This is a genomic window from Pseudomonas sp. H9 (assembly GCF_004353925.1).
Taxonomy (GTDB): Bacteria; Pseudomonadota; Gammaproteobacteria; order Pseudomonadales; family Pseudomonadaceae; genus Aquipseudomonas.
The window spans coordinates 60,900-72,819 of record NZ_SMOK01000028.1 but is presented as its reverse complement, the minus strand read 5'-3'; the positions used below and the strand labels follow the sequence as shown (position 1 = coordinate 72,819).

The window sequence follows — 11,920 nt, the reverse complement described above, 5'->3', positions numbered from 1 at the left end:
CGAATTCTACAGCGTTTCAATTCGCTGTCAACCACCTTTTTCACCGCTGCCGATCTTTCGATCGAAGCCCTTCCGGTACTACCTGGAACATCTAACTCATTGAATCTCAAGGAGTTTTCCGTTCCGACTGCGCCGGAAGTGGGGCGAATTATAGAGAGATCTGAGGGGGCGTCAAGCACTTATTTCAATTTTGTTTCGCCGGGGGCTTCGCAGCTATAAGCCACAAGCTAAAAGCGGCAAGAAAGAGCAGGCGCAGCGCCCACCCCTCTTGCCGCTTGAAACTTAAAGCTTGCCGCTAAAGCCCTTACAAGCTCGGGAAAGCGAACTGCGAGGCTTCATGGCTTGCGCGTTGCGGCCAACGTTGAGTGATTGCCTTGCGGCGAGTGTAGAAGCGCACACCGTCCGGGCCATAAGCATGCAGGTCACCGAACAGCGAACGTTTCCAGCCACCAAAGCTGTGGTAAGCCACCGGCACCGGCAGCGGTACGTTGACGCCGACCATGCCCACTTCGATCTCGTCACAGAACAGACGTGCTGCTTCACCATCACGGGTAAAGATGCAGGTGCCATTGCCATACTCGTGATCGTTGATCAGTTGCATCGCCTGCTCCAGGCTATCAACACGAACAACACACAGCACAGGCCCGAAGATCTCTTCTTTATAGATGCGCATCTCTGGGGTGACGCGGTCGAACAGGGTGCCACCGACAAAGTAACCATCTTCATTGCCAGCAACACGGTAGCCACGACCATCAACCACCAGTTGAGCACCGGCAGCAACACCGTCATCGATATAGCCAACTACCTTGTCACGCGCTGCTGCAGTAACCAGCGGGCCCATGTCCAGGCCACAGGAAGTACCGGCACCGATCTTCAGTGCTTTGATTTGCGGTTCCAGCTTGGCAATCAGCGCGTCGGCAACCTGGTCACCAACACAGACCGCTACGGAAATCGCCATGCAGCGCTCGCCGCACGAACCATAAGCAGCCCCCATCAGGGCGCTCACTGCGTTATCCAGGTCAGCATCCGGCATCAACACGGCGTGGTTTTTCGCGCCGCCCAGTGCCTGGACACGCTTGCCACGCTTAGTGCCTTCGGCATAGATGTATTCAGCGATCGGCGTCGAGCCAACAAAGCTCAGCGCTTTAACCTCTGGTGCTTCGATCAGCGCGTCTACAGCTTCCTTGTCGCCATGCACCACGTTCAGCACGCCGTTAGGCAGGCCGGCTTCGTGCAGCAGCTGGGCAATCAGCAGGGTCGAGCTTGGATCACGCTCGGAAGGCTTGAGGATGAAGCAGTTGCCACAGGCAATGGCCAGCGGGTACATCCACAGCGGCACCATAGCCGGGAAGTTGAACGGAGTGATACCGGCAACCACGCCCAGCGGCTGGAAGTCAGACCAAGCGTCGATGTTCGGGCCAACGTTGCGGCTGTACTCACCCTTGAGCACTTCAGGGGCTGCGCAGGCGAATTCGACGTTCTCGATGCCGCGCTTGAGTTCACCGGCAGCGTCTTCCAGGGTCTTGCCGTGCTCTTCGCTGATCAATTGGGAAATCCGCGCTTCGTTCTGCTCCAGCAGTTGCTTGAAGCGGAACATCACTTGAGCACGTTTGGCCGGCGGCGTGTTACGCCAGGCCGGGAACGCGGCCTTGGCGGAGTCGATGGCCTGCTGAACGGTTTGTTTGCTGGCCAAAGCAACTTTATGAATAGCCTGGCCAGTAGACGGGTTGAAGACATCAGCGGTGCGCTCGTTAGCAGCGACCAGCTCGCCATTGATCAAATGTTGAACAGTGCTCATGCAAAACTCCAGAAAGGGGCTTTATCTGGGCGCGAGCGTACTCGCGCCCTCTTCTTATATAAGGTGTCTCGATCAGGCGACCGAGTTGATCGCTTCACCAACGGCGTCGAACAGACGATCAAGCTCTTGCGGCTGGCTGTTAAAGGTCGGGCCAAACTGCAGGGTGTCGCCACCGAAGCGCACGTAGAAACCGGCTTGCCACAGTTTCATGGCAATCTCGTATGGACGCACGATGGCATCGCCGTCACGCGCTGCGATCTGAATCGCGCCAGCCAGGCCGTAGTTACGGATGTCGATGATGTTCTTCGCACCCTTGACGCCGTGCAGCACGTTTTCGAAGTGCGGCGCCAGTTCAGCAGCAGCCTGCACCAGGTTTTCTTTCTCCAGCAAGTCCAGCGCCGCGATGCCTGCCGCACAAGCAACCGGGTGGGCCGAGTAGGTGTAGCCATGTGGGAATTCCACAGCGTACTCCGGCGTCGGTTGATTCATGAAGGTTTGGTAGATCTCGCTGCTGGCGATCACCGCACCCATCGGAATCGCGCCATTGGTGACTTGCTTGGCGATGCACATAAGATCTGGCGTTACACCGAACGCTTCGGCACCGGTCATGGCGCCCATGCGGCCGAAGCCAGTGATCACTTCGTCAAAGATCAGCAGGATGTTGTGCTGGTCACAGATCTCACGCAGACGCTTCAGGTAACCCTTTGGCGGAGGCAGTACACCAGCGGAACCAGCCAACGGCTCAACGATCAGAGCGGCGATGTTCGAAGCGTCGTGCAGCTCAATCAATTTGAGCATTTCATCGGCCAAGGCAATACCACCCTCTTCCGGCATGCCTTTGGTGAAAGCGTTGCTGGCCAGCAAGGTGTGCGGAATATGGTCGACATCCAGCAGTTGGCCGAACAGTTTACGGTTGCCGTTGACACCGCCCAGGCTAGTACCGGCGATGTTCACGCCGTGGTAACCACGAGCACGACCGATCAGCTTGGTCTTGGTGGCCTGGCCTTTCAGGCGCCAGTAGGCACGCACCATCTTCACAGCAGTATCAGCGCACTCGGAACCAGAGTTGGTATAGAAGACGTGATTGAGGTTGCCCGGCGTCAGCTCAGTGATTTTCTCGGCCAGCTGGAACGACAGCGGGTGGCCAAACTGGAAAGCTGGCGAGTAATCAAGCACACCCAACTGGCGCGCTACGGCTTCCTGGATTTGCTTGCGGGTGTGACCGGCGCCGCAGGTCCACAGGCCCGACAGCGAGTCGTAGACCTTGCGGCCCTTATCGTCAGTCAGGTAGCTACCTTCTGCGGCAACGATCAGCCGTGGATCGCGCTGAAAATTGCGGTTAGCGGTATAGGGCATCCAGTGGGCATCCAGCTTGAGCTGGCTGGCCAAACCGACAGGAGCGTTTTCAGGCAGATTCATCGGGCAAGTCCTCGCAAGGCAATTGAGCAGCGACAAGTGTTGTTGCGACTAAGTTGTCATGACGATAAAGTCTGGAAAACCCAACTTTTCTAATCTTCAGATAGACGCACACTAAACTATGAGCCGACGCCCCGATCCTCTCGCTCAAGTCAGCGATTTCGACATCCGTCTACTGAAGATCTACCGCAGCGTGGTGGAGTGCGGCGGCTTCTCTGCAGCAGAGAACGTTCTGGGTATTGGCCGCTCGGCCATCAGCCAGCAAATGAGCGATCTGGAGCAACGCCTGGGGTTGCGCTTGTGCCAGCGCGGGCGGGCCGGGTTCTCGCTGACCGAGGAAGGCCGCGAGGTTTATCAGTCAGCGCTGCAGTTGCTCAGCGCCTTGGAAAGCTTTCGAACCGAGGTCAACGGCCTGCATCAACACCTGCGTGGCGAGCTGAACATCGGCTTGACCGACAACCTGGTGACCTTGCCTCACATGCGCATTACCCACGCTCTGGCCCAGCTCAAAGACCGCGGCCCGGATGTGCGTATCCAGATCCGCATGATCGCCCCCAGCCAGGTCGAACAAGGTGTGCTCGACGGCAGCTTGCACGTTGGTGTCGTGCCACAAACCAGCCCGCTGTCGGGCCTTGAGTATCAACCGCTGTACAGTGAACGTTCATTGCTTTATTGCGCCGTTGGCCATCCGCTGTTTTATGCCGATGACCGTCAATTGGACGACGATCGCCTTAATACCCAAGACGCCATCGCCCCGACCTTCCGCCTGCCGGCCGATGTCCAGGCGCACTATCAGGCACTGAACTGCACCGCTAGCGCCTCAGACCGCGAAGGCATGGCCTTTCTGATTCTCACCGGGCGTTATATCGGTTACCTGCCCGACCATTACGCCAGTTTCTGGGTGCAGCAAGGCCGACTGCGCGCGCTCAAACCTGCGCAGCGCTTCTATGACTTGAGCCTGTGTTGGGTAACCCGCAAAGGCCGACGCCCACATCTGGTGCTGGAAAGTTTCCTCGAGAGCCTGGCGGCTACTCGCTGAAGGCTATTGCTGGTAGGTTAGCCACTCTGAAGTGATACCCATTGCCTTGTCTGGAACCGCCCATGTCCTTTGAAGTCCCTGCGCATCGCGTCACCGCCCCGGGCAAGCCCGCCGGCCGAATTCGTCAGAAGAATGAGCAAGCCATCATTCAGGCGGCCGAAGACGAGTTCGCTCGGCATGGTTTCAAGGGCACCAGCATGAACACCATCGCCCTCAAGGCCGGGCTGCCCAAGGCAAACTTGCATTATTACTTCACCAATAAGCTCAGCCTGTATGTCGCGGTGCTGAGTAACATCATTCAGTTGTGGGACAGCACCTTCAACGCCCTAAGCGTGGATGACGACCCGGCTCAGGCGCTGAGCACCTACATCCGTAACAAAATGGAGTTCTCCCGACGCAATCCGCAAGCGTCGCGCATCTTCGCCATGGAAATCATCAGTGGCGGCAAGTGCCTGAGCGACTATTTCAGCCAGGACTACCGCGAGTGGTTCAAGGGACGTGCCGCGGTGTTTCAGACTTGGATCGATGCCGGCAAGATGGACCCGGTCGACCCGGTGCACTTGATCTTTCTGCTCTGGGGTAGCACCCAACACTACGCCGATTTTGCCACCCAGATCTGCCAGGTCACTGGCCGCAGCCGCCTGACCAAGCAAGACATGGAAGATGCCAGCAACAACCTTATCCACATCATTCTTAAAGGCTGCGGCCTGAAACTTCCTGACTGAACCTGCGTTTATGCCTTTTACACTGCTCGACACCTGTGAGTTTCGCGAAGAGATTCGCAAGAGCCGCTTCATTACCTTGGCCGCGCCGATCACCAGTGCCGCCGAAGCCATGGCCTTCATTGAACAACACAGTGACCTGGCCGCCACCCACAATTGCTGGGCCTGGAAGCTGGGTGCGCAGTATCGCAGCAGTGACGACGGAGAGCCGGGTGGCACCGCCGGACGCCCGATCCTGGCGGCTATCGAAGCACAAGACTGCGACCAGGTTGTGGTTCTGGTGATCCGTTGGTACGGCGGCATTCAATTGGGCACCGGTGGCCTTGCCCGTGCTTACGGCGGCGGCGCCAACAAATGCCTGCAGCAGGCGGAAAAGCGCTTGCTGGTCAGTCGCAGTGAAGTCAGCTGCAGTTGCAGCTTCAGTGAGCTGGCATTGCTCAAACTACGAGTCGCTGAAGTGGATGGCCTGGTGCTGGAAGAACACTTCACCGCCAACGGCGTCGACTTCCTGCTTGCTGTGGGCGAGCAACAGATCGAGCCGCTGCAACGCCAACTGGCAGACCTGAGCCGAGGCCGAATTGTGCTGGAGCGACGTTGAGCAATTGCCCACATTCACTGTGGGCCCGGCTGTGGATAAGCTCTGAGCATTCGTCTGCACGCCTTTAACGACGTGCCTCTCAGGCAAACGATCATATTTTGATCAAGATTTGATGACAGCGGCTCAACCGTCTGAAAATCAGTAAGTTATCCCCAGTTATGCCCCGCCGGAGGAAGCCTCGCGATGCTTATACCCGGCACAAGTGCTTGCTCACAGATACTGTGGAGCAAACTGTGGATAAGCCGTGCAGCCCTTTGCCAATCGCCTGTTCGGCCACGGTTTGACTAGACTGGTTAATCTTTGATCAACGACCAATCCATTGAAAGGAGCTCATCCATGCCTTCGAACAAAACCGCACTGATTATTGGTGCCTCACGTGGTCTCGGACTCGGCCTGGTGCAGCGCCTGCAGGAAGACGGCTGGACTATCGTTGCCACTGTCCGCGACCCTGCCAAGGCATCGGCACTGGCAACTATTCCTGGTGTTCAGGTGCAAACACTGGAAATGAACAGCACTGAGCAACTCGACGTACTGCAAGCACAACTGACCGGGCAGCGTTTTGACCTTCTGTTCGTCAATGCCGGAGTTATGGGCCCAGGTGACCAGAATGCTGAGCGTGCCCAGTTGGCTGATGTCGGAGACCTGTTCATGACCAATGCGGTGTCCCCCATCCGTGTTGCCCAACGGTTTTCCCCACAGTTGAACAAGCACGGCGTACTGGCATTCATGAGCTCTATTCTAGGCAGCATCGCTATCCCTGACGGCAGCGAGATGTGCTTGTACAAAGCCAGCAAAGCGGCACTCAACTCGATGATCAACAGTTTCGTCACCCTGCAGCAACCGGAGCAGACTGTGCTGGCGATGCACCCGGGCTGGGTCAAAACCGACATGGGCGGCGAAAATGCCGAGATCGACATACTCACCAGTACCCAAGGCATGCTCGAACAAATAAAGGCCCACACAGGCAAAGGCGGCCTGCACTTCATTAACTACAAGGGCGACAGCCTGATCTGGTGAAACAACACACGGTGGGTGTAGACTCGGCACCTCGCCCACCGTGGCGGACCTGGATCAGCAGACAGGGCAACACTGAGCTGGCTAACCTGAACCCACTTTCAGAGGAGCCGGCACCATGCCTGCGACCCGTATCTGGTTGAAAAACCCGCTTGCCATCTTCACCGCCAACAGTCTCGATGCCCGTGGCGGCCTGGTTCTTGAAGACGGCCGTATCACCCAAGTCCTCGCCCTCGGCGAAAACCCGTCCACACCCTGTGAGCAAGTCTTCGATGCCCGCGAGCACGTGGTGCTTCCCGGACTTATCAACACCCACCACCATTTCTACCAGACCCTGACCCGCGCCTGGGCGCCTGTGGTCAACCAGCCGCTGTTCCCGTGGCTCAAAACCCTCTACCCGGTCTGGGCACGCCTGACCCCGGCCAAACTAGAACTGGCGAGCCGCGTTGCTCTGGCCGAGCTGCTGTTGTCAGGTTGCACCACGGCAGCTGACCACCACTACCTGTTCCCGGACGGCCTGGAAAACGCGATCGATGTGCAAGTCGAGGCTGTGCGCAACCTTGGAATGCGCGCCATGCTCACTCGCGGCTCCATGAGCCTGGGCGAAGCGGACGGCGGCTTGCCACCGCAACAAACCGTGCAACAGGGTGAAGTGATCCTGGCCGACAGCCAGCGACTTATCCACAGCTACCACGAGCGCGGCGAAGGCGCTCAAATCCAGATTGCCCTGGCACCATGCTCGCCCTTCTCGGTTACTCCCGAGATCATGCGCGCCAGCGCAACCTTGGCTGAAGAACTGGATGTACGCTTGCATACCCACCTGGCCGAAACCCTCGATGAAGAAGATTTCTGCCTGCAACGCTTCGGCCTGCGCACCGTGGACTACCTCGACAGCGTCGGCTGGCTCGGCCCACGTACCTGGCTGGCCCATGGCATTCACTTCAACCCGGATGAAATTGCTCGCCTGGGTGCGGCAGGCACCGGCATCTGCCACTGCCCAAGCTCCAATATGCGCCTGGCTTCAGGGATCTGCCCAACCGTCGATCTGACCAATGCCGGTGCTCCGGTCGGGCTGGGTGTGGACGGCTCGGCTTCCAACGATGCTTCAAACATGATCCTCGAAGCACGCCAGGCGCTGTACCTGCAGCGCCTGCGTTATGGGGCCGAAGTGATCACTCCGGAACGCGCCCTGGGCTGGGCGACCCGTGGCTCGGCGCAATTGCTTGGGCGGACGGACATCGGAGAATTGGCGGTGGGCAAGCAAGCTGACCTGGCGTTGTTCAAGCTCGATGAACTGCGCTTCTCCGGCAGCCACGATCCGCTTTCGGCCCTGTTGCTGTGCGGCGCTGACCGTGCCGACCGGGTCATGGTCGCCGGTCAGTGGCGAGTGATCGATGGCCAGATCGAAGGCCTGGATGTTCAGGGGCTGATCGCGGACCATCGCCAGGCAGCCGCACAATTGATTGCCGGCTAAAGCTTCAACATACAACGTGGCGAACAACACGACATGAGCCTGTACTTCAATCGTGTTGCTTCGCCAACATTAAAGATGGTTAGTCTGCAGACACCAACTTACTCGCATCAAAATCAAATGATGGCACATAACCTGTAGCGAGCATGTGCGGACACTCTGACGATACAAAGTCATTGCTTAGCAGGTCTTGCGTACTGTTGTAACCGTGCATTGAGATGCCTGTAAGGCTTAACAGCGTATGTGGCAGGGATGCTGTGCTGATGCGCTGTTTCTCCCGTGTCTTGAGCTTTTCCAGTTTCACTGACTGATGCGCTGAAATATTTCCGGATGCCCAAACAAACGCCGATACCGCGAGATCATATTCGTTCCCCATCCCATGGCCTAATAATCCACGGCTGTCATCCAAGAGGTTCTCGCCATGATCGGATGAGTAAAACAAGATGGACGGCCGCTCGCTCGACTTCAATCGCTCAATAAGGGTGCTCAGCAGCCAGTCGGTGTATAAAACCGCATTATCATACTCAGCGGTAATCTTGTCTTTTGCGCTATCCGTTGCAGGCTGGAACTTATTGAATTCTTCAGGGTAGCGGCGCGAGTAATCAAAGTGGCTGCCTTTGATATGGATGAAAATCGCCTGTTTCTCCGCGCCGTCTTTCTTGAGTATTTTTTCGTATTCAGGAATTAACGCGCCGTCATAGCTGCGCTCAAAAAATTGGCGATGCTGCGCCTCGGCAGCGATCTGCGGAATGATCCCACCAAAGCTATCGACTTCTTGCGATGACAACCAATAGGTCGCGTATCCGGCTGCCCGGTAGATACCCACCAATGATTTTGTCGACGCTATAGCGTCCCAGTCCTTTATGTGCTGAAGGCTCAACATCGCGGGTACCGCCACCGATGTGTAAGGGGCCGTCGTGCACATGTTGTTGAACTTGAAAATTCCCGTATGCCTGGCAAGGTTCGGCGTGGTCTCCTTGTCGTAACCGTAGAGCGACCAATTATGTGGCCGTGATGACTCGCCGATCACAAACACCACGGTTTCGATGTTCGACGCATCCGATATGCTGGTTATTTCCACTTCGGATTCCAGGCGCTGCTTCACATGCTTTTTCGATTCTGTATACAACTCGGCAGTCAGACCAATCTGTGACAAATAGCCCATCGGCGTGCTTTGGTCTTTTGCCACCAGATCGAGAACCGCCCCCTTGTTCAGTGAGTTGACCTTCACGGTTTTATAAAAATACGCGCCATACCCTAGCAGCAAGCCGCCGACCGCCAGGCTAAAAATAATTTTGCTCTTGAACAGCTGGCGCTTATACAGCCCTAGCAGCCCTGCCCCGTAGCAGAGGGTAAACGCGGCCAACACGATACTGATGGACTGCCAGTAGGTGGAGAGAAAATCGCTCGCTTCCTTATAGTTGGTCAAACCAATAAAAAAGTACGCTGCCGTCAACCTTGCGCCAAAATTAATAACCAGAAAAAGATCAATGCAGGCCAGCACGTAGAACGGCAACAGAATCAAATGAACCTTGAACTGGTTTGCAGAAACAAAGCGAATTGCCAGCAGCCATAGTAGTGATATAGCAATCGTGTAAAAAACCAACAAATCAATTTTCGAATACTGATAGCTCACTACCAAGCGGATGAGCAAGGGCGACAACAGGAACGACCACAATATTAAAGTCGGCCACTCGGCTTTCAACGCCTTCAAAGGGCTATCGCGAAACGTTAGTAAGTTGTTCATTTATAGTTTTTCTCAATGGTCCCCGCCTGCCTCCCAAGCGTAGCTTCGATCAGCGCGTACTGCCACGAGGCATACATCAATGAACAAGACGTTACAGACTGGCACCACCCGGTCAGCTTTCTCCGCCGGCAGCAGCCAACCTCTGTAGAATGCTGCCAACCGCACCTGATGAGAAACCGACTTTATGTACGACTGGCTTAACGCGCTGCCCAAGGCAGAATTGCACCTGCACCTGGAAGGATCGCTGGAGCCCGAGTTGCTGTTCGCCCTGGCTGAACGCAACAAAATTGCCCTGCCCTGGAACGACGTCGAAGCGCTGCGCTCGGCTTATGCGTTCAACAACCTGCAAGAATTTCTCGACCTTTATTACCAAGGCGCCGACGTGCTGCGTACCGAGCAGGACTTCTACGACCTGACTTGGGCCTACCTGTTGCGTTGCAAGGCGCAGAACGTCATCCATACCGAGCCGTTCTTCGACCCGCAAACCCATACCGACCGAGGTATTCCGTTCCAGGTGGTGCTCGAGGGCATCAGCCGTGCGCTCAAAGATGGCCAGCAACAACTGGGCATCAGCAGCGGCCTGATCTTGAGTTTCCTGCGTCACCTGAGTGAGGAAGAAGCACACAAAACCCTCGACCAGGCCCTGCCGTTTCGCGATGCCTTTATTGCCGTGGGCCTGGACAGTTCGGAAATGGGTCACCCACCCAGCAAATTCCAGCGTGTGTTCGACCGCGCCCGTAACGAAGGCTTCCTGACCGTTGCCCATGCCGGTGAAGAAGGCCCTCCCGAGTACATCTGGGAGGCCATCGACCTGCTGAAAATTCAGCGCATCGACCATGGCGTACGGGCTATTGAAGACGAACGCCTGATGCAACGGATCATCGACGAGCAGATCCCACTGACCGTTTGCCCGTTGTCCAACACCAAGCTGTGCGTGTTTGACCATATGAGCCAGCACAACATTCTCGACATGCTCGAGCGTGGCGTGAAAGTCACCGTTAACTCGGATGATCCTGCTTATTTCGGTGGATATGTGACGGAAAACTTCCACGCCCTGCACACCCACCTGGGCATGACTGAAGATCAAGCACGGCGCTTGGCGCAAAACAGCCTGGATGCGCGATTGGTCAAACCCTGACCATCCTGTAGCCATTGCATGGCAAGCCTGCTTCCAAAGGGCAGGCTTGGCCGTTGCGGCTAACCCACGGACTTCAGCGCCATCGGATGGGCTATCCGGTTGATCTGGTGCAAACCTGCTGCGTTGATGTGCAGCCTGCGAGAGGTCTCGCTTTCGCGGATCCAGCCAGACTGCATGAACAGTTTCAGTAAACTGCTGCCCAAAGCGCCACCCAGGTGCGGACGATGGTCGCTCCATTCGCTACAGCAACGGCAACTGGTGAAACTCTTGCCTTGATTGCGAGCCAGCGACTCAATGAAGATGCCATAGCGAGCCAGCTGTGCCCGCCCTTCGAGAGTCGCCTCGATCTGTTGGTCGGTGCCTTCCAGCCACCCGGCTTCAAACAGGCGCTGATATAGATCTGCCGCCAGCTCCCCGCCCAGATGATCGCCACACAATCTCGCACGGCGCATCGACAGTGGAATACCGTCACTCGCTCCAGGTGCCAGCACCTCTCGCGTTGTGACCTGCACACTGGCCAACGCCTCTACAGCGGCGCCAACCTCAGGGCCAGCCAGCCGGAAATAGCGCTTTCGCCCACGAGGCTCAAGCTTGAGCAACCCACTGGCCGACAGCCTGGCTAAGTGAGCACATGCAGAAGAGGGAGTCAGGCCGGCCATGTCTGCCAGCTCATCAGAGGGCCGCGCGACACCGTCGATCAGGGCCCAAAGCATTGCACTGCGTTTCGGGTCGGCCAGCAAGCTGGCAATCTGGCTGATACTTGTTACAGGTTTCATATCTCAACTCCCTGCGAGATCACGTCTGAAATCGTTTGGTTAACCATGCCAGCAGCAGCTACTGCGAGGTCTCCGATGCCAGAGTGGCTCACTGGAAGTTGTGGTGATTGCGCACCAGCAGTCAGCCAGATCTACAGGCCTGAAAAATAAGCCAGAGCGCTACACTTGCCGGCCTTCAACATGGAAACTTATCTCACTGCA

Annotated in this window: 11 protein-coding genes; 7 read left to right on the top strand and 4 right to left on the bottom strand. The window is 56.8% G+C overall.

What is annotated here, in order from left to right; genetic code table 11:
- The coding region (locus E1573_RS26905) for a hypothetical protein (RefSeq protein WP_218568391.1) at window positions 1-219 on the top strand (219 nt) is incomplete at its 5' end.
- 85 nt (window positions 220-304) lie between these two features.
- On the opposite strand, the gene E1573_RS21640 is transcribed toward E1573_RS26905, so the two are convergent.
- Both E1573_RS21640 and E1573_RS21635 read right to left on the bottom strand, forming a co-directional pair.
- Window positions 305-1,798: a CoA-acylating methylmalonate-semialdehyde dehydrogenase gene (locus E1573_RS21640; protein WP_133216598.1), complete on the bottom strand. Its 1,494-nt coding sequence runs from the start codon at window positions 1,796-1,798 to the stop codon at window positions 305-307.
- 72 nt (window positions 1,799-1,870) lie between these two features.
- A complete protein-coding gene (locus E1573_RS21635) occupies window positions 1,871-3,217 on the bottom strand; it encodes an aspartate aminotransferase family protein (protein WP_133216597.1) in 1,347 nt (448 codons plus the stop codon).
- Window positions 3,218-3,335: 118 nt separating this feature from the next.
- Between E1573_RS21635 and E1573_RS21630 the strand changes: the two genes are divergently transcribed.
- The 5 genes from E1573_RS21630 to E1573_RS21610 all read left to right on the top strand — a co-directional run bounded on the left by E1573_RS21630 (window position 3,336) and on the right by E1573_RS21610 (window position 8,061).
- Window positions 3,336-4,253 (top strand): LysR family transcriptional regulator, encoded by a 918-nt coding sequence (locus E1573_RS21630; protein WP_133216596.1) that lies wholly within the window; start codon window positions 3,336-3,338, stop codon window positions 4,251-4,253.
- 62 nt (window positions 4,254-4,315) lie between these two features.
- On the top strand, window positions 4,316-4,978 hold the full coding sequence (locus E1573_RS21625; RefSeq protein ID WP_133216595.1) for a TetR/AcrR family transcriptional regulator: 663 nt from the start codon (window positions 4,316-4,318) through the stop codon (window positions 4,976-4,978).
- Between the two features lie 10 nt (window positions 4,979-4,988).
- The gene (locus E1573_RS21620) at window positions 4,989-5,573 is read left to right on the top strand and encodes a YigZ family protein (RefSeq protein WP_133216594.1); all 585 of its coding nucleotides are present in this window, start codon (window positions 4,989-4,991) and stop codon (window positions 5,571-5,573) included.
- 336 nt (window positions 5,574-5,909) lie between these two features.
- Entirely contained in the window at window positions 5,910-6,590 is a 681-nt protein-coding gene (locus E1573_RS21615) for an SDR family oxidoreductase (RefSeq protein ID WP_133216593.1), read from the top strand.
- Between the two features lie 115 nt (window positions 6,591-6,705).
- A complete protein-coding gene (locus E1573_RS21610; RefSeq protein ID WP_133216592.1) occupies window positions 6,706-8,061 on the top strand; it encodes an 8-oxoguanine deaminase in 1,356 nt (451 codons plus the stop codon).
- A gap of 79 nt (window positions 8,062-8,140) precedes the next feature.
- Here E1573_RS21610 and E1573_RS21605 read toward each other — a convergent pair whose 3' ends face one another.
- Complete coding sequence (locus E1573_RS21605; RefSeq protein WP_133216591.1) at window positions 8,141-9,805, bottom strand: phosphoethanolamine transferase; 1,665 nt, start codon at window positions 9,803-9,805, stop codon at window positions 8,141-8,143.
- A 184-nt stretch (window positions 9,806-9,989) separates the two neighbouring features.
- Here E1573_RS21605 and E1573_RS21600 point away from each other — a divergent pair, with 184 nt between their 5' ends.
- Entirely contained in the window at window positions 9,990-10,943 is a 954-nt protein-coding gene (locus tag E1573_RS21600; RefSeq protein ID WP_133216590.1) for an adenosine deaminase, read from the top strand.
- Between the two features lie 59 nt (window positions 10,944-11,002).
- Here E1573_RS21600 and E1573_RS21595 read toward each other — a convergent pair whose 3' ends face one another.
- Window positions 11,003-11,719, bottom strand: a complete 717-nt coding sequence (locus E1573_RS21595) for a helix-turn-helix transcriptional regulator (protein ID WP_133216589.1) — start codon at window positions 11,717-11,719, stop codon at window positions 11,003-11,005.
- Window positions 11,720-11,920: the final 201 nt, after the last annotated feature.